A 16,332-nucleotide genomic window follows, 5' to 3' on the forward strand; every position below is an offset into this window, starting at 1 on the left:
CCGGCTCGCCCCGGTGATGAAGGGGCCCGCCCCGTGGATGGTGTCTCCCGGCTCGCCGCCGACGGGCGTTCTCGCGCCGCTCGTCGCGCCCGCGCATCGGCCCGCCCCGCCGACGACTCGCCCCGGCCCGGCACCGCTGATGTGCGTCCTGCCCCCGGCGGGCCCGCGCCCGGCGTGCCCCGCTGCCGGCGCGGCCCGCCCCGTGGACGGCGCGTCCAGGTCCGGCGCCGCGCACGGGCGTCCTTGCCCTGTCGGGCCTCGGCGCGCCTCGCTGATGGCGTTGCCCGGCTCGCCCCGGTGATGAAGGGGCCCGCCCCGTGGACGGCGCGTCCTGGCTCGGCACCGCTGATGTGCGTCCTGCCCCTCGTCGCGCCCGCGCATCGGCCCGCTCCGCCGCCGACGACCCCGGCCCGCCCCGCCGACGGGCGTTCTCGCGCCGCTTGTCGGGCCCGCGCCTCGGCGTCTGGGCGACCTGTGTTTCGGGGGTGTGCCGTGTGGTACCCGCTCCGGGCTCGATCGCACGTGAGGGGAGCGCATCATGGCCGGACAGCGCCGTGGCGGGCCCGCCGAGGACGGGGCGCCCGTCCCCCGTGACATGCCGGACCAGCAGGCCGACGCCGGGCCCGACCGGTGGGAGGCCACACCGCGGAACCCCGCGGACGACACCGACGACAGTGCCGATGATGTTCCCGACACCGACGAGGCCGGTACGGGACGCGGTGACACGCCGTTCTCGGCGACGGTGCACCCCGACCACCCGGTACCGGAGGAGCCCTCAGACTGACGGCCGCCGCGCGACGCGGCCCGGACAGGGGGAAGCCCCGACCGCGACGGGGGAATCACGGCCGGGGCGGCCAGAGGGTGGGCGCGCACGGCGGTCGCCTCTCGGCGAAAGGCTCCACAGGGCTTCAGCCGAACGATCGTCCCTGTGGGCGGAAGATGAGGCCCGGGGACACTGTCCCGTCCGCACCCACGGTCTGTTCAACGGGCAACGACCCCTCGGTGTTCCGGCCGCGGGCCGCCCGCCACCGTGATCCGCGTCACCCCGGCGAAGCACGTACCGCTCCGTGCCCCGGGATCCGGCCCTCCCGGGTCCAGCCCAGCAGCTGCTCGGCGGACCAGGTGGTCACCACCCGCTCCGCGGGCACCCCGCACTCCTCGGCCCGCGCGCAGCCGAGGATCTGCCAGTCGAGCTGGCCGGGGGCGTGCGCGTCGGTGTCGATCGAGAACAGCACGCCCGCCTCGACGGCCGCGCGCAGCAGCCGCCGGGGCGGGTCCAGCCGCTCCGGGCGGCTGTTGATCTCCACGGCGGTGCCCGACTCGGCGCACGCGGCGAACACCGCGTCCGCGTCGAACCGGGACTCCGGCCGGCCCCGCTCGCCCCGCAGCCGCCCGGTGCAGTGGCCGAGCACGTCGGCGTGCGGACTGCGCACGGCGGCGACCATGCGGCGGGTCATCGCACGGGCGGCGTCCATCCGCAGCTTGGAGTGCACGGACACCACCACCACGTCCAGCAGCTCCAGCAGCTGGGGCTCCTGGTCCAGCGAACCGTCCTCAAGGATGTCGCACTCGATGCCGGTGAGCAGCCGGAACGGGGCCCAGGCCGCGTTCAGCGCGGCCACCGCGGCCAGCTGCTCCCGCAGCCGCTCGGGCGACAGCCCGCGGGCCACGGTCAGCCGGGGCGAATGATCGGTGAGCACCGCCCACTCGTGCCCGAGCCGCGCCGCCGTGCGCCCCATCTCCTCGATCGTGCTGCCGCCGTCCGACCAGTCGGAGTGCAGATGACAGTCGCCGCGCTGCAACTGCCGCAGCAGCCGGCCGCCCTCGGTGAGGGGCGCGCCGGCCTCGTCCCGCAGGGCGCGCAGATAGCCGGGCACCTCGCCGGCCAGCGCCTCCCGCACCACCTGGGCGGTCTTCGGGCCGACGCCCTTCAGTGACTGAAGGGTCCCGGCGGCGGCACGCTCGGCCACCTCGGCCGCGGGCAGCGCGCCCAGCACCCGCGCGGCGGTACGGAAGGCGCGCACGCGGTACGTCGGTGCCAGGGACCGCTCCAGCAGGAAGGCGATCCGGTCCAGCGCCTCCACGGGATCCATCGCCACCTCCACCTCAAGGGTTGCCCAGGCGCGGCGGCGCCGCACGGCGACCCGCGGGCGTCGTGCGACGCACAGCGATCAACCGGATATATCGCCCGTATCGCTCATCTGCGAATTAGGCTCGATGACATGACCGAGATAGCGAGCCCGCACATCTCCAGACCGCGCATCCTGGTCCACGGGGTGATGCGGGGCAGGCCGGGCAACCCGCCCTTCCGTATCATGGAGGTCGACGGCCAGGTGGTCGGTGCGGCACGGACCGTGACGGACGTCCTGGAGGTCGCCGCCGCGTACGGCATCATCGTTCATGACCTGGACGATCCGGATGTGGTCCGCTGGGTCGGCGGCGACAAATTCACCTGGACGCCGCACTGAGGCCCCGCCCGCTCAGCCGACCGTCCATTTCTGGTTGGCGCCGCCCGAGCAGGTCCAGATCTGCAGCCGGGTGCCGTTGGCCGAGTTGTTGCCGGTGACGTCCAGGCACTTGTCCGCCTGCGGGTTCACGATGTCGTGCGCTGCGGACACCGCCCACTTCTGGTTGGGGCCGCCCGTGCAGTCCCACAGCTGCACCGTCGCACCGTCCGCGGTGCCGTTGCCGGTGACGTCGAGGCACTTGCCGAGCGCCCGGATGGTGCCGTCCGAGCCGACCGTCCACTGCTGGGCGGCGGTGCCGTTGCAGTCGTAGAGCTGTACGGCGGTGCCGTTGGCGGCGTTCGCGCCGGCCACGTCCACGCACTTGCCCGCCAGTCCCTTGATCGCGACGCCTGCCGCGGTGTCGCCGGTCGTCACCGACACCGAGTCCACCACCAGTTGCTGCGGGAACGCGGTGGAGCCGTCCGGGTCGCCGGGCCAGTAGCCGCCCACCGCCAGGTTCAGGATCAGGAAGAACGGCTTGTTGAACACCCATGTCCTGCCGCCGAGGTCGGCCGGGGTCCGCCGCTGGTAGACGTTGCCGTCCACGGACCAGGTGATCGAGTCCGGCGCCCAGTCGACGGCGAAGGTGTGGAAGCCGTCCGCGAACGCCTGCCCGTTCGGCAGGGTGTAGCCCGCGCCGATGCCGCCCGAGCCGGAGTAGCCGGGGCCGTGGATGGTGCCGTGCACGGTCGAGGGCTCGAAGCCGACGTTCTCCATGATGTCGATCTCGCCGGAGTCCGGCCAGTTGACCGGTGTCCCGAGCATCCAGAACGCGGGCCACATGCCCTGCCCCCGCGGGATCTTCATCCGGGCCTCGACGTGCCCGTACTGCGCGGTGAACTTCCCGGAGGTGTTCAGCCGGGCCGAGGTGTACTGGCATGTCCCGTACCAGCACTGATAGTTGGCGGGGTTCTCGCGCCGGGCGGTGATGACCAGATGGCCCTGGCCGTCCAGGGCCGCGTTCTTGGTGCCCGACGTGTAGTACTGCCGCTCATGGTTGTTGACGTTGTCGCCGGTCTCCGTCTGCCACTTCGAGGAGTCGACGGCCGCGCCCGCGGGACCGTCGAAGGTGTCGGAGAACGTCACGGCGGTGACGCCGGCGTCGGAGGAGTCCGCCTGGGCGGGACCGACCGCCGCGGAGGCGACGAGCGCGGCGGACAGCGCGGCGAACAGACAGCTGCGGAGCAGGCGTGGGGAGGCCATGGCTCGCCCTTCCATACGGCGGCCCGGAACGCGCACGTGCCGGGCCGGGGTGGGGGGATGAAGGTGGCGCCTCTTGATTTAAGGAGTGAGGTAAGGGAGCGTCAATACTTTGGTACGGACCAGTGTCGGGCGAGCGCGTGCCCCTGCGGCGGCCGAGTGCCGCCGTCCCGGTGGCGGCACCTCACGTCCGCTTCTCGCGTGCGTGCACCGCCCGCCCGAGCCGTCGGCCGAGGAACAGATGACCCAGCAGCGCGCCCGCGGTGTTGAGGAGCACGTCGTCGACGTCGAAGGCGCGGCCGGTGATCAGCGCGCCCTGCGCCAGCTCCACCAGCAGCATCACGATCGCCGTGAGCAGCAGCACCTGCCCGATGCCGCGGGCCCGCGGCGCGAGCACCGGCACCAGCACCCCGAACGGGACGCCCAGCAGCAGATTCCCGCCGATCTGCTGGACGGCGTCGCGCAGCGCCGGCTGGTCCAGATAGGCCCTCAGGGAGTTGCCCGGGCGCAGATTGCTGTGCGTGAGGGCCGCGGACGCGGGGGAGGGCTCCAGGGTGAGCCGGGCCAGCGCGGCGGCGAACGCCACCATGCAGGCGAAGGCGACCAGCATCGCCAACGCCCGCACGGGCCATGCCGGCGCGCGCCGCCCTCGGCCGGCCGGCCGCGCCGCGCGCCCGTTCCGGCGGGTGCGGCCCGGCGCGCCGTGGGCCTTCCCGGTGCCGCGCGGTTCCGCGGAGCCCAGGCGCACGGCCGACCGCAGTCTCCGCAGCAGTGCCGTGAACCCGCCGGCCCGCCGGGACGTGGCGGCGGCCCCCGTCCTGGCCGTACGGCCGCCCTTGGCGCCCTTGGCGCCCTTGGCAGTCTTGGCGGCCGTGGGCGTCCTGGCGGCCCTGGGGGAGCGGTTGCCCTTGGCGGGGCGGTCGGGCCCCGTGGGGCCGGCGTCCTTGGCGGTGCGCGGGTGCGAGGCGGGGCGGGCCATCGGTCCTCCTGTCGTCGCGGGCGGTCCGGTCAGCTCCCGTAGGAGACGTGCACCTTGGTGAAACCGAGCGAGCGCAGCAGTCCTTCGAGCATGGCGGTCGTGTTGGTCTCGGCCCGGGTGGTCAGCCCGCTGCCCCGGGCCGCCTCGCCGATGTGCCGCACGGCGAGCCGCTGGACGGCCTGCTCGCTGTTGGGGTTGTCCGAGAAGAAGTCCCCGAGTCGGTCGAGCAGACCGCGCTGCTTGGAGACGGTGTACGAGTGGTCGGCGTCCAGGGCCGGAGTGCCCAGCCGGGCGTGCGGCAGCCGGAGCGTGGCCGAGGTGCGGTCGCCGTCGACCGCCACGTCCCGCTCGCCCACCCGGCCGAGGTCGACGTAGGCGTCCACGGTGCCCGTCCCGACGTACAGGGTCCGGGTGCCGCGGATCGCGTCGGGCAGGTACTTGGCGTCCTTCTCCAGGTCCACGACGACCTGGAAGGTGCCGGACGCGGCGTCGTAACGGCTCATGTCCCGGATCGATCTGAGCAGCGCCGGTCCCGAGCGGTCGTGCGTCTCGGTGCCGAACAGGTCCCTGATGCCCGGCAGCACGGCCAGCCGGATCCCGGCGAAGAGCACCGCGAGCACCGCTACGACGGCGGTCAGGGCCTTCGCCCAGCCCGGCATGCGTCCGGGCAGCCGTCCGATGGCAGTCGTCATGTCGGCGGTCCCCCTTCCTGCCTTTCGGATGCCCCCGAACGCCCGTACCAGACCGGCCGGTTGGCCGAACGGTGGACTCACCGGGAGCGCGCGGGGGCGCACGCCCCCGCGCGTTCACCACGAGCCGGAGGTGGTCTCGGGCTGGTCCAGGGCCGCGTCCAGCGTCGGCCGCGGGGGCAGCAGCCGGGCCAGGCCGGTGACCCGCAGGACGCGCAGGGTCAGCGGGTGGGTGCATACGAGGTGCAGCCGCCCGCCGTGCTCCAGCACCCGGCCGCGGGCCCGGTAGAGCAGGCGCAGCCCCGAGCAGTCGAAGAACTCGATGTGCCGCAGGTCGATCACGATGCGGGCGCCGGGCCGGTCCGTCACCCGGTCCAGGTACGGGCCGATCTCTGTGGCCGCCGCGATGTCGATCTCGCCGTGGAACTCCAGCACCGTGGCCCCGCGGTCCTGATGGACGCGCAGGTACCGGGTGAGCGGTGCGGGTTCCTGCCGCGGTTCCGGGCGCACGACGTCACCTCCCACCCGTGCCGGGAAATCCGTTCCCCGCCCTGCAAGTTACCCTCGATAGAAGGAATTTGAGCATGTTCGATTGACATATGTCTTCGGGTTTGGGTGCACGCTGCGCGGTTCAGGCCGTCACGAGGACCAGCTTCCCGGTCGTCCGGCCGGTCTCTCCCTGCTCATGTGCCCGCGCGGCCTCCGCCAACGGGAACGTCTGTGCGATCGTCGCCCGCAGTGCGCCCTCGGTCACCAGCGCGGCGATCGCCCGCATGCCGGCGCGGTCGGCGTCCACCAGCATGCGGACGGCCCGCACGCCCAGCCGGGCGGCCTCGTCGTACAGCTCCCGCGAGCCGACCGGCGCGATCGACACCACGATCCCACCGGGACGCAGCACCCGCAGCGACCGGACGGTGTTGTCGCCCCCGAGGGTGTCCAGCACGACGTCGGCGCCGCGCACGGCCTCAGTGACGTCCGTGCCGCGGTAGTCGATCGCCTCGTCCACGCCGATGCTCCGCAGGAAGTCGTGCTTGCCCGCGCTCGCCGTGCCGATCACATACGCGCCCCGCGCCTTGGCGATCTGCACCGCCACATGGCCGACCCCGCCGGCCGCCGCGTGCACCAGCACCCGCTGGCCCGCGGCCAGCTCGGCCGTCTCGGCCAGCGCCTGCCACGCGGTCAGCGACACCAGCGGCAGCGCACCCGCCTGCACATGGTCGATCCCGGCCGGCTTGCGGGTGAGCGCACGGGCCGGGGCGACGACGTACTCGGCGTGCGAACCGTGCCCGAACGGATAGGGCAGCATGCCGAAGACCTCGTCCCCGGGCGCGAACGCGGCCACACCGATCCCGGTCTCCTCGACCGTGCCCGCAACGTCCCAGCCCAGCACGAACGGCGGCCGGCCCAGGAAGCCGCCGGTGGCCCGGTGTTTCCAGTCGGTGGGGTTGACCCCGGCGGCACGGACCCGGACCAGTACCTCGTTCGGGCGCGGCGCGGGCCGCTCAAGGCGTACCTCCTTGAGCACGTCGGGGCCGCCGAGGGCGTCCTGGCTGATTGCGCGCATCGTGTTCACAGCACTCATGGTCCCCCGGACCGCCCCGGCCCGCAGTCCGGATTGCGCCAAGCGTCCGGCCCGCGCCCCGGCGCCCCGGTCACCCCTCGGTCCGCGGTCCGGACCCCCGTCACCCGTGCAGCGTGCGGCCCGGATCCCGCCACCCATCCGGCCCACAGCCCCGAACCCGCCGTCGCCCCGGCCGCCGCCCGCCCACCGGCACCCCCCGGCCGGTGTCCGGCAGACCGCCGGGTGCTGCGGCCAAGTCCCCTGATCAACAGGAGGTTTGGAGCTTCGACGGGGCCTTCCGGAGAGTGACGGAATCCTCACCTCCGCCACCCGGCGAAGTTGATCTTTTCGAGTTGGAACCAGATAAGCTCCGGAAAGTCACCGCGAGTTGACGTGACCGTTCCATCGAGCGGTCGGCTCGCCGTGCCCACTCATGAGTGCGGCCCTCGCGCACCCCGTTGTCGTGATCGCTTTCGAAGGATGCAGATGGAACTCGCCACTTCGCCACCGGCGGCGCGGGCCCCTGTCGCCTGGTACAGCTGGTGGCTGATGCCACTGGCCTTGGGAGGCGGGACGGTTGCCGCCACCTTCATGAGCTCGGAGCGCATAACCGCCGCCGTCGCCGGTGCCGCCGCGACCGCCGCCGGCTCCGTGTGTGTACGGCTGCTGATCCGCTCGCAGCGGCAGTTGCGCGGCCTCGCGGACAGCTCCCGCACCACCCAGGCCGAGCACGCGCAGCAGTGGCAGCAGCATGTCGCGGGCCTGGAGCGGAAGTTCGCCGCCGAGCGCGCCTCGCTGGAGACACGGCTGACCGAGCAGAGCGCCGCCTTCGAGGCCCAGGCCGGGGAGCAGGCCGCGGCCCACGAGGCCCAACTCGCCGACACCGCACGGGCCTTTGAGGAACGGCTCGCCGACCAGGCCACGTCCTACGAGGCCCAGCTCGCCGATCGGGCCGAGATCTGGGAGGAACAACTCGCGCACCAGCGGGCCGCGGTCGCCCGGCTCGCCGACGAGCAGCTGCCCGAGGCGCTGAAGCGGCTGCGGGCCGGCGACGCCATCGACGACGTGCTGCCGGCCGCCGCCCCGAAGACCGAGGTCGCGCCGGAACTCCAGGCCGACCTGCGGCGGATCCTGCGGACCTCGCTGATCGGCATCGAGGAGGAGTTCAACCGCTCCACCTCCGCCGAGCAGGCCGTGATCAGCATCGGCAACCGCATCCACGTACTGACCAGCAAGCTCCGCGGCCGGCTGCACGAGATGCAGGGCGAGCACGGCCGGCTGCCCGCCGTGGCCCGCGGCCTGATGGAGCTGGACCAGGAGCTCGGCCCCGCCGACTCGCTCGCCGCGAGCATCGGCGTGCTGGGCGGCTCGGACCGGCCGGGCCGGCAGTGGCAGGAGCCGCAGCGGCTGCTGAGCGTGGTGCGCGGCGGCATCGGCCGGATCAAGGACTTCCACCGCGTCGAGGTCCGCCATCTGCCCGAACTCGGCGTCGACGGCGGTCTGGTGGACCATCTCACGCTGATCTTCGCGCATCTGCTGGACAACGCGGCCCGGTACTCGCCGCCCACCGAGCCGGTGGTGGTCTCCGGCAAGGAGGTCCCGAACGGCGTCGGCATCGAGATCCAGGACTCCGGCAAGGGACTGAGCGAGGAGAAGAAGCGCGAGGCGGAGCACTCCCTCGCCGGCACCGCGGCCGGACCCGGCCTCGGCGGCGTCTCCGAGGACGCCACCATCGGTCTGCGCGTCGTCGGCATCCTCGCCCGCCGCTACGGCATCCGCGTCACCTTCGCGGACTCGCCCTGGCTCGGCACCTCGGTCGTCGTCGTGGTGCCGCACAAGTACTTCAGCCCGCTGCCCGCGACCCCGGCCACCGCCGCGCCCGCCGGCCCGCCCGCCGCCGCGGCCCCTGCGCCCGCCGCGGCCCCTGCGCCCGCCGCGGCCCCTGCGCCCGCCGCGGCCCACGCCCCGGTCACCGCCGCGCCCGCGGCCGAGCCCGCCGACACCCTGGACACCACGCCCGGCGGACTGCCCCGGCGCCGGAGCAGACGGCACGAGACGGAGCCGTCCCCGGAGGCCGGACGCGGCGCCGCCGACGCCGTCTCCGCCGTACCACCGGACGCGTCCTTCGCCGGCCTGGCGGCGTTCGCCACCGCGGGCCGCGACCCGGCCGCCGGCACGGCCTCGCCTCGCTCCGGATCCGTCGAGGACGAGCGCGACGGCACCGCGCCCGCCGCCGACGCGCACACGTTCGCCGAGTCCGGCCAGGCCGCCCCCGGCCCCGCGCCCGAAGCCGCCGCGGCGACCGCGCCGTCCGCCGCCCGTGAGTCCACCGAGCACCGCACTGAAGAGAGCGACTAGTCCACATGACGCAACAGGGAACCGACGTGAGCTGGGCGCTCCGCGATCTGGTGGAGAGCATCCCGGAGATCCGCTTCGCCCTCGTGGCCTCCAGCGACGGTAAGGCCATCACTTCCTTCGGCGCCGAGGACCCCGACGACGTGGACCGCTTCGCGGCGGTGGTGGCGGGCCTGCAGGCCCTCGCCCAGCCGGTCGCCGAGCAGTTCCCCAAGTACGCGGGCCAGTTGCGGCTCGCGATGATCGAGGTCGACGGCGGGCATCTGTTCGTCGTCCGCGCGGGGGTCGAGACCTACCTGGGCGTGCTGGCCCGCGAGGGACTCGACCAGGGCCTGCTCGGCCACCAGATGAGGGACCTGGCCCGCCGCATGGGCGAGCTGCTCGGCACCACTCCGCGCCTGGAGGAGCACTCTGGATGAGTGCTCCCCGCCGGCCCACGGATCCTCCCCCGAGCTCCCGGCTGCGCTCGGGCGGGGGAGATCCCCAAGGTCTTGAGCGCTACTACGTCCTGACCAAGGGACGCAGCAGGCCGGGCGGGTCGGCGTCGAGCCTCGACGTGGCGACCCTCATCGTCTCCCGCACCGCCCCCGCCCCGGGCATGCAGCACGAGCACGAGGAGATTGTCCGGCGCTGCCGCGATCCGCTGTCGGTGGCCGAACTCGGCGCCCATCTCGGATTGCCCTTCAACATTCTCGCGGTGCTGCTGGCGGATCTGCTGGACGCAGGCCGCGTCGAAGCCCGTGATCCCATCCCGGCGCACGACGCCGGGCGCGGGCCCGACCTCGCGCTCCTTCAGGAGGTACTCAGTGGACTTGAAAGGCTTTGACCAATCCGGCCGATCCGCCGCCGGAGGCACCCGCTCGGTCAAGGTGATGATCGCCGGCGGGTTCGGTACCGGCAAGACCACCATGGTCCGCTCCGTCAGCGACATCAAGCCGCTCACCACCGAGGAGACCCTCACCCAGGCCAGCGTCGGCGACGACCATCTCATCGGCATCACCGACAAGGCCGAGACCACCGTCAGCCTGGACTTCGGCAAGATCAGCCTCAACGACAGCCTGATGCTGTACCTGTTCGGCACCCCGGGCCAGGAGCGGTTCTGGTTCCTGTGGAACGGCCTGTTCAAGGGCGCGCTGGGGGCGATCGTCCTGGTGGACACCCGCCGGCTGGCCTCCAGCTTCCGGGCGATCGAGGAGATGGAACGGCAGGACGTGCCGTTCGTCATCGCCCTCAACGTCTTCCCCGACTCCAAGGACCACCCGATCGAGGAGATCCGGGACGCCCTGGACATCTCCCCGCACACCCCGGTCGTGGTCTGCGACGCCCGCGACCGCGCCTCCAGCCGTGACGTGCTCCTCGCGCTCATCCGTCATCTGCAGGAACGCTCGGCCGGCGCAGTGGAGTCCCGATGAACGACGAGTCCCACGGCCCCGGCGCCGCGGGCGGCTGCCCGGTCGCCCACGGCGCGGACGTCACCCGGCTGTACGGCCCGGAGTCGGAGCGGGATCCGCACGGCATCTACGCGCGGCTGCGCGAGCGGCACGGCACGGTCGCCCCGATCCTGCTGGAGGGCGACATCCCCGCCTGGCTGGTGCTCGGCTACCGGGAGAACCGGCGGGTGCTCGACAACCCGCTCCAGTTCAGCCGGGATTCACGGATCTGGCGGGACTGGCAGGAGGGCCGGGTGGCCGAGACCTCGCCGCTGATCCAGATGCTGGGCTGGCGACCCGACTGCGTCTCCCAGGACGGCGAGCCGCACCGCAGGCTGCGCGGCGCGGTCACCGACAACCTCCTCGGCGTCTCCGGCCGCGGCATCCGGCGGCACGTCACGCACTTCGCGCACAAGCAGATCGACGCGTTCGCGGACGCGGGCCGCGCCGACCTGGTGACGGACTTCGCCGACTATCTGCCGATGCTGGTCCTCACCCGGGTGCTCGGGCTGGCCGAGCGGGAGGGGCGCAGTCTCGCCGAGTCCAGCAACCAGATCCTCAAGGGCGGCGAGGACGCCCTCGCGCACAACGAGAAGATCATGGGTGTCCTCGCCGAGCTGGCGGCCCGCAAACGCGCCGAACCCGGTGCCGACTTCGCCTCCGGGCTCATCGACCACCCCGCCGACCTGGACGAGGACGAACTCGTCAACCATCTGCGCCTGGTGCTGATCACCGGCCACACCATGACCAGCAATCTGCTGGCGCGTGCCCTGCAACTCGTCCTCACCTACCCCGAGCGGCGCTCCGAACTGGTCAGCGGGCAGCTGAACATGTCCTCCGTGGTGGAGGAAGTCATGTGGAACACCCCTCCGTTGGCGGTGCTGCCGGGCCGGTTCGCCACCTCCGACCTGGAACTCGGCGGTTGCCCGGTCAAGGAGGGCGATCTGCTGGTGCTCGGCCTCGCGGCGGGCAACGCGGATCCGCAGATCCGCCCGGACCCGGCCGTCTCGGTCGTCGGCAACCAGTCGCATCTGGCGTTCAGCGCCGGGCCGCACGAGTGCCCGGGGCAGAACCTCGGCCAGGGCATCATCGAGACGGCCGTCGACGTGCTGCTGCACCGGCTGCCCGGGCTGCGGCTGGCCGTGCCCGCGGAGGAGCTGACCTCGACGGCCTCCACCTGGGAGTCCCGGCTGGACAGCCTGCCGGTGGAGTTCGCCGTCTGAAACGCGCGCGGGGCCGCCGTCCTCTTCGGACGGCGGCCCCGCGGCGTCGCCCTCACACGGCGAGCAGGTCGTCCACCGAGCCGCGCCCGGCCAGTTCGGCGTTCACCGCCGGCCCCTCCTTGGCCGCCGCGTAGCGGCCGGTGGTCAGCGCCCACTCGTAGTTGCCGTTGATCCAGTGCTGGATGGCCTCCACGCCCATCCGCACCCGCTGCCGCGCCGCCTCGTCCAGGCCGAGGTCGTCGCACATCCGCGGCACGCGCGCCTCCAGGGCGACGTACTCCTGGAGGCACTCGGTGGTCATCCGGTACGCCTCGTCGGCCGCGTCCTGCCAGGAGCCGCCCCGCTCCCGTTGCAGGACGCATATCAGGTTGTGGCCGTCGCCGCGGCGCCGCTCGCGCTCGAAGGAGTGGATGTCGTTCATGAACCCGATGGTGTCGGCGGCCAGATCGCGCATCCGCTCCATCACCGGATGGGCCTGCACCTCGGCCGGCACCTCGAAGCGGCGGCTGCGCTCGCCCGCGTCGATGCTGTGGTGGATGCCCACCGTGCGGCGGCGGAAGGCCGTGTACTCGTCGAGGGTCAGCGTTCCGGCCAGCCCGCGGGCCGCCAGATCGACCTCCTCGCAGTGCGCCACCAGGAACCGTCCCCAGGAGGCGGCGAACCGGGACCGCCAGGTCAGGGACATGCCATCCGAGAGATGGCGCCAGACCTCCGCCCAGGCCACGGTGATCGGGCAGACCACCCGGGGCCTGGTGCCGGCCGGGCGCAGCGGCGTGACGATCAGCTCGCGCGCCACCTCCGCGATCCGGTCGGCACGGTCCGGCCGGCCGGCGTCGAACTGGTCGTCGAAGAGGAAGGCCAGCGAGAACCAGTTCATCAGGACGACCATGTCGTCGGCCGAGGCGTGCGGATAGGTGCGTGCGGCTGCCTGCGGCAGGTCCCAGGACCGGTACTCCGCGAACCCGGCCTGGCTGCGGACCAGGCCCATGTCCCAGACCCAGCGCAGATGGCGTGAGCGCGCGTACTCCAGATGCGGGCTGACGGGGGTCTCGAAGGGCAGGTCGAAGGTGACGTCCTGCGGCATGCGGTTCCTTTCGGGAGACGGAACGCAGAGTCCCCCCGCCCCTGCGAGCGGGCGGCCGCCTCGGCCGTCCGCGCCCTCGAACTCAGCCTTCTGACCCGTAAGTTGAGACCGGCAGCAGTACGAGGCTGCCCAGAGCCTAAATGATCTATCCCCCAAGATCGCCGTGATGTGAATTACTGCTCACACCCCCCGCCCCGCGTACACTCTCCCGCTCCCTGTGAACGCGTCGTGCTGTCGGGCGTCGCACATGCGGCACAGGGGCAGGCGCCCCCGAAGGGGCGCGGGGAACTGCGCGATCAGCCACGACGGCGCCGCACACGACTACGGCATGACACCACCCCTAAGGGGCGCGGGGAACTGCGCGCCCAGCCACAACGGCGCCGCAGACGACCACGCCACGGCACCACCCCGAAGGGGCGCGGGGAACGGCGCGATCAGCCACGACGGCCCCGCAGACGACCACCCGCCGAGGCCCCGCAGGGTTCAGCTTCCGGCGACCGGTTCGAGCACGAAGACCGGGATCTCGCGGGACGTCTTCTCCTGGTACTCGGCGTACGGCGGATACGCGGCCACCGCCCGCTCCCACCACTCGGCCTTCTCCGCGCCGGTGACCTCCCGTGCCGTCATGTCCTGCTTGCGGGGCCCGTCCTGCAGTTCCACCCGCGGATCGGTGGTGATGTTGAAGTACCAGACCGGATGCTTGGGCGCACCGCCCTGCGAGGCCACCACGGCGTACCGCCCCGCGTGCTCGACCCGCATCAGCGGCGTCTTGCGGATCTTGCCGCTGCGGGCGCCCCGGGTGGTCAGCAGGATGACGGGCAGCCCCGTGTCCAGCAGTGTCGTCCCCTCGGTGCCACCGGAACCCTCGTACAACTCGACCTGCTCCCGGACCCACGCGGTAGGACTGGGCTCGTACTCACCCTCAAGAGGCATGCTGCTCGTTCTCCTCGTCGCGACACAGGCTCACTGACAGCCACCTTCAACACCGGTGACCGCGGATTTCATCCGGATCGCGGCGCAGGCGATGGACTATCGTGGAATGGCCGATTCCGGATGGCCGGCACCCCCGTGAGGGCCATCGAACCACGAAACGGAAGAGTCGCTTCCCGGCCAGATTCCGCAGGTAGCCGATCTGGCCGAACTTTGCGTCGCACGCTAGGTGCCTCGGGCATCTAATGAAGATCGGCCGAAGCACTCTTCGTCTGTGAGGTCTTCCATGACGGAATTGTCGGAGCCCGTTGCCTTTCCACAGGACCGTACCTGCCCCTACCAGCCGCCCGCCGGCTACGACCCGCTGCGCGCCTCCCGCCCGCTGGCCCGCGTCACCCTCTACGACGGGCGCCCCGCCTGGCTCGTCACCGGGCACGCGCTCGCCCGTGACCTGCTGACCGACCCCCGTCTGTCCAGCAACCGCACCCGTGCCGGCTTCCCCATCACGACACCCCGGTTCGCCGGCATCCGCGATGTCACGACCGCCCTCGTCGGCGTCGACGACCCCGAGCACCGGGACCAGCGCCGGATGATGATCCCCAGCTTCACGCTCAAGCGGGCCACCGCGCTCAGGCCGAGCATCCAGCGCATCGTCGACGACCTGCTGGACCGGATGGTCGCCCAGGGCCCGCCCGCCGAACTGGTCGGCGCGTTCGCGCTGCCCGTGCCCTCCATGGTGATCTGCGCGCTGCTCGGCGTCCCCTACGCCGACCACGAGTTCTTCGAGGAGCAGTCCCGGCTGCTGCTGCGCGGCCCCACGGCCGAGGCGGCACAGGACGCCCGGGCCCGGCTGGAGGAGTACCTCGGGGACCTGATCGACCGCAAGCGCGAGGAGCCCGGCGAGGGCCTGCTGGACGAACTGGTCGAACAGCAGGCGCGCGAGGGCACTCCGGGCCGTAAGGAGCTGGTCGCCCTCGCGATCATCCTGCTGGTCGCCGGCCACGAGACCACCGCCAACATGATCTCGCTGGGCACCTACACGCTGCTCCAGCACCCCGAACGCCTCGCCGAACTGCGCGCCGACCCCTCCCTGCTGCCCGCCGCGATCGAGGAACTGCTGCGGATGCTGTCCATCGCGGACGGGCTGCTGCGGCTCGCCACCGAGGACATCGAGGTGGCCGGCGCCACCATCCGGGCGGGCGACGGCGTGGTCTTCTCCACCTCGGTGATCAACCGCGACGCGGACGCCTACCCCGGACCGGACACGCTCGACTGGCACCGCCCATCCCGCCATCACGTCGCCTTCGGCTTCGGCATCCACCAGTGCCTCGGCCAGAACCTCGCCCGCACCGAGCTGGAGATCGCCCTCGCCGCCCTGTTCGAACGGCTGCCCACGCTCCGCCTCGCCGCGCCGGCGGACGAGATCCCGTTCAAACCCGGCGACACGATCCAGGGGATGCTGGAACTCCCCGTGACCTGGTAAGAGGCTTGTGCCATGCACATCGAGATCGACAGGGACATCTGTATCGGCGCGGGTCAGTGCGCGCTGACCGCCCCGAACGTCTTCACCCAGGACGACGACGGCTACAGCACGCTGCTGCCCGGGCGGCAGGACGGCGGCGGTGACCCCCTGGTCCGCGACGCCGCCCGCGCCTGCCCGGTCGGCGCCATCACGGTCACCGACCAGCCGGCCTGACCCCGGACCGGGCGGCCCGCGGCGGCGTAGGGTGCCCGGATGACCGAACCGGACGAGAAGCCCTTCCTCCAGCTCGTCGTGTGCGCGGCCGGGATCGCCGCGGGCGTCGGCAAACTGATCACCGCCGCCCAGGAGCGGAACTGGGCGGTCGGTGTCACGGCCACCCCGAACGCCCTGGGCGGCTTCTTCGACTCCGGTGCCGTCGCGGCGCAGACCGGCCGCCCGGTCCGCTCCGCGTGGCGCACGCCCGGCGAACCCCGCCCCTTCCCGCCGCCGGACGCCGTGGTCGTCGCGCCCGCCACCTTCAACACCCTCAACAAGTGGGCGGCGGGGATCGCGGACACCCTCGCCCTCGGCACCCTGTGCGAGGCGTACGGCCTAGGCGTGCCGATCGCCGCCCTGCCCTGCGTGGGCGACGCGCTGGCCGCCCACCCCGCCTACCGGGCGAGCCTGGATCGGCTGCGCGCGATGGGCGTGCGCATCGGCGAGCCGTACACCGGGGAACCCGACGGGAGCGGTCACCGGCCGGACTTCGGGTGGGAGCGCGCCCTGGACCTGCTGCGGCGGCCAGGAGCGTCCTAGGCCCAATGCCGGTGACTTAAGTGGCTGTGGCTCGTTGTCCTTCGTATGGCGAGGGTGGGGCAGGTCAAGGCGCCTGCGGGTGAGCGGTTGTCGGAC

Annotated in this window: 18 protein-coding genes; 10 read left to right on the plus strand and 8 right to left on the minus strand. The window is 72.7% G+C overall.

Translation table 11 applies throughout. From position 1 onward, the window contains the following. The first annotated feature begins 538 nt into the window (after nt 1–538). A complete protein-coding gene (locus ACIRFL_RS42035) occupies nt 539–784 on the plus strand; it encodes a hypothetical protein (protein WP_404040524.1) in 246 nt (81 codons plus the stop codon). Between the two features lie 256 nt (nt 785–1,040). Here the strand turns inward: ACIRFL_RS42035 and ACIRFL_RS42040 are convergent, their stop codons facing one another. Further along, the gene (locus ACIRFL_RS42040; RefSeq protein WP_404040527.1) at nt 1,041–2,093 is read right to left on the minus strand and encodes a PHP domain-containing protein; all 1,053 of its coding nucleotides are present in this window, start codon (nt 2,091–2,093) and stop codon (nt 1,041–1,043) included. A 129-nt stretch (nt 2,094–2,222) separates the two neighbouring features. Between ACIRFL_RS42040 and ACIRFL_RS42045 the strand changes: the two genes are divergently transcribed. Next, the gene (locus tag ACIRFL_RS42045) at nt 2,223–2,468 is read left to right on the plus strand and encodes a hypothetical protein (protein ID WP_404040530.1); all 246 of its coding nucleotides are present in this window, start codon (nt 2,223–2,225) and stop codon (nt 2,466–2,468) included. A gap of 12 nt (nt 2,469–2,480) precedes the next feature. On the opposite strand, the gene ACIRFL_RS42050 is transcribed toward ACIRFL_RS42045, so the two are convergent. The 5 genes from ACIRFL_RS42050 to ACIRFL_RS42070 form a co-directional block, all read right to left on the minus strand. Beyond that, on the minus strand, nt 2,481–3,710 hold the full coding sequence (locus ACIRFL_RS42050; RefSeq protein WP_404040533.1) for a ricin-type beta-trefoil lectin domain protein: 1,230 nt from the start codon (nt 3,708–3,710) through the stop codon (nt 2,481–2,483). Between the two features lie 181 nt (nt 3,711–3,891). Next, on the minus strand, nt 3,892–4,686 hold the full coding sequence (locus ACIRFL_RS42055) for a VanZ family protein (protein WP_404040536.1): 795 nt from the start codon (nt 4,684–4,686) through the stop codon (nt 3,892–3,894). Between the two features lie 29 nt (nt 4,687–4,715). Beyond that, nucleotides 4,716–5,378, minus strand: a complete 663-nt coding sequence (locus ACIRFL_RS42060; RefSeq protein ID WP_404040539.1) for a DUF4230 domain-containing protein — start codon at nt 5,376–5,378, stop codon at nt 4,716–4,718. 114 nt (nt 5,379–5,492) lie between these two features. Further along, nucleotides 5,493–5,885 (minus strand): anti-sigma factor antagonist, encoded by a 393-nt coding sequence (locus ACIRFL_RS42065; protein WP_404040542.1) that lies wholly within the window; start codon nt 5,883–5,885, stop codon nt 5,493–5,495. A gap of 121 nt (nt 5,886–6,006) precedes the next feature. Continuing rightward, nucleotides 6,007–6,957, minus strand: coding sequence for an NADP-dependent oxidoreductase (locus ACIRFL_RS42070; RefSeq protein ID WP_404040545.1), 951 nt, complete (start codon nt 6,955–6,957; stop codon nt 6,007–6,009). Between the two features lie 465 nt (nt 6,958–7,422). On the opposite strand from ACIRFL_RS42070, the gene ACIRFL_RS42075 reads away from it, so the two are divergent. Genes ACIRFL_RS42075 through ACIRFL_RS42095 form a run of 5 tightly spaced genes read left to right on the plus strand, consistent with a single transcriptional unit; the run spans nt 7,423 to nt 11,944 of the window. Continuing rightward, entirely contained in the window at nt 7,423–9,294 is a 1,872-nt protein-coding gene (locus ACIRFL_RS42075; protein WP_404040547.1) for a sensor histidine kinase, read from the plus strand. A 5-nt stretch (nt 9,295–9,299) separates the two neighbouring features. Further along, entirely contained in the window at nt 9,300–9,710 is a 411-nt protein-coding gene (locus ACIRFL_RS42080; RefSeq protein ID WP_030043913.1) for a roadblock/LC7 domain-containing protein, read from the plus strand. After that, a complete protein-coding gene (locus tag ACIRFL_RS42085; RefSeq protein ID WP_404040551.1) occupies nt 9,707–10,117 on the plus strand; it encodes a DUF742 domain-containing protein in 411 nt (136 codons plus the stop codon). The genes ACIRFL_RS42080 and ACIRFL_RS42085 overlap by 4 nt, the downstream gene beginning before the upstream one ends. Next, entirely contained in the window at nt 10,098–10,703 is a 606-nt protein-coding gene (locus ACIRFL_RS42090; RefSeq protein ID WP_404040554.1) for a GTP-binding protein, read from the plus strand. The genes ACIRFL_RS42085 and ACIRFL_RS42090 overlap by 20 nt, the downstream gene beginning before the upstream one ends. After that, nucleotides 10,700–11,944, plus strand: a complete 1,245-nt coding sequence (locus tag ACIRFL_RS42095; RefSeq protein WP_404040557.1) for a cytochrome P450 — start codon at nt 10,700–10,702, stop codon at nt 11,942–11,944. Before ACIRFL_RS42090 ends, ACIRFL_RS42095 begins: the two co-directional genes overlap by 4 nt. Before the next feature lie 52 nt (nt 11,945–11,996). Here the strand turns inward: ACIRFL_RS42095 and ACIRFL_RS42100 are convergent, their stop codons facing one another. Both ACIRFL_RS42100 and ACIRFL_RS42105 read right to left on the minus strand, forming a co-directional pair. Next, nucleotides 11,997–13,028, minus strand: coding sequence for a 7-epi-alpha-eudesmol synthase (locus tag ACIRFL_RS42100; protein ID WP_404040560.1), 1,032 nt, complete (start codon nt 13,026–13,028; stop codon nt 11,997–11,999). Between the two features lie 483 nt (nt 13,029–13,511). Beyond that, nucleotides 13,512–13,961 carry a nitroreductase family deazaflavin-dependent oxidoreductase gene (locus tag ACIRFL_RS42105; protein ID WP_404040563.1) on the minus strand — a complete coding sequence of 150 codons (450 nt, stop codon included), beginning with the start codon at nt 13,959–13,961 and terminating at the stop codon, nt 13,512–13,514. 283 nt (nt 13,962–14,244) lie between these two features. On the opposite strand from ACIRFL_RS42105, the gene ACIRFL_RS42110 reads away from it, so the two are divergent. From ACIRFL_RS42110 to ACIRFL_RS42120, 3 genes are read left to right on the plus strand one after another with little or no spacing between them, the layout of a single operon-like run. After that, nucleotides 14,245–15,441, plus strand: coding sequence for a cytochrome P450 (locus tag ACIRFL_RS42110; protein ID WP_404040566.1), 1,197 nt, complete (start codon nt 14,245–14,247; stop codon nt 15,439–15,441). Nucleotides 15,442–15,453: 12 nt separating this feature from the next. After that, on the plus strand, nt 15,454–15,654 hold the full coding sequence (locus tag ACIRFL_RS42115; RefSeq protein WP_404040569.1) for a ferredoxin: 201 nt from the start codon (nt 15,454–15,456) through the stop codon (nt 15,652–15,654). A gap of 39 nt (nt 15,655–15,693) precedes the next feature. Further along, nucleotides 15,694–16,236, plus strand: coding sequence for a flavoprotein (locus ACIRFL_RS42120; protein WP_404040572.1), 543 nt, complete (start codon nt 15,694–15,696; stop codon nt 16,234–16,236). Nucleotides 16,237–16,332 lie beyond the last annotated feature (96 nt).

Origin of the sequence: Streptomyces sp. NPDC102462 (genome assembly GCF_044765425.1) — a bacterium.
Taxonomy (GTDB): domain Bacteria; phylum Actinomycetota; class Actinomycetes; order Streptomycetales; family Streptomycetaceae; genus Streptomyces.

Bases quoted from the DNA above. Each gene is read 5' to 3' on its own strand.
- ACIRFL_RS42120 (WP_404040572.1), top strand. From the start codon at position 15,694: ATGACCGAACCGGACGAGAAGCCCTTCCTCCAGCTCGTCGTGTGCGCG.
- ACIRFL_RS42050 (WP_404040533.1), bottom strand. From the start codon at position 3,710: ATGGCCTCCCCACGCCTGCTCCGCAGCTGTCTGTTCGCCGCGCTGTCC.
- ACIRFL_RS42085 (WP_404040551.1), top strand. From the start codon at position 9,707: ATGAGTGCTCCCCGCCGGCCCACGGATCCTCCCCCGAGCTCCCGGCTG.
- ACIRFL_RS42110 (WP_404040566.1), top strand. From the start codon at position 14,245: ATGACGGAATTGTCGGAGCCCGTTGCCTTTCCACAGGACCGTACCTGC.
- ACIRFL_RS42060 (WP_404040539.1), bottom strand. From the start codon at position 5,378: ATGACGACTGCCATCGGACGGCTGCCCGGACGCATGCCGGGCTGGGCG.
- ACIRFL_RS42095 (WP_404040557.1), top strand. From the start codon at position 10,700: ATGAACGACGAGTCCCACGGCCCCGGCGCCGCGGGCGGCTGCCCGGTC.
- ACIRFL_RS42035 (WP_404040524.1), top strand. From the start codon at position 539: ATGGCCGGACAGCGCCGTGGCGGGCCCGCCGAGGACGGGGCGCCCGTC.
- ACIRFL_RS42105 (WP_404040563.1), bottom strand. From the start codon at position 13,961: ATGCCTCTTGAGGGTGAGTACGAGCCCAGTCCTACCGCGTGGGTCCGG.
- ACIRFL_RS42115 (WP_404040569.1), top strand. From the start codon at position 15,454: ATGCACATCGAGATCGACAGGGACATCTGTATCGGCGCGGGTCAGTGC.
- ACIRFL_RS42075 (WP_404040547.1), top strand. From the start codon at position 7,423: ATGGAACTCGCCACTTCGCCACCGGCGGCGCGGGCCCCTGTCGCCTGG.
- ACIRFL_RS42100 (WP_404040560.1), bottom strand. From the start codon at position 13,028: ATGCCGCAGGACGTCACCTTCGACCTGCCCTTCGAGACCCCCGTCAGC.
- ACIRFL_RS42040 (WP_404040527.1), bottom strand. From the start codon at position 2,093: ATGGATCCCGTGGAGGCGCTGGACCGGATCGCCTTCCTGCTGGAGCGG.
- ACIRFL_RS42080 (WP_030043913.1), top strand. From the start codon at position 9,300: ATGACGCAACAGGGAACCGACGTGAGCTGGGCGCTCCGCGATCTGGTG.
- ACIRFL_RS42055 (WP_404040536.1), bottom strand. From the start codon at position 4,686: ATGGCCCGCCCCGCCTCGCACCCGCGCACCGCCAAGGACGCCGGCCCC.
- ACIRFL_RS42045 (WP_404040530.1), top strand. From the start codon at position 2,223: ATGACCGAGATAGCGAGCCCGCACATCTCCAGACCGCGCATCCTGGTC.
- ACIRFL_RS42070 (WP_404040545.1), bottom strand. From the start codon at position 6,957: ATGAGTGCTGTGAACACGATGCGCGCAATCAGCCAGGACGCCCTCGGC.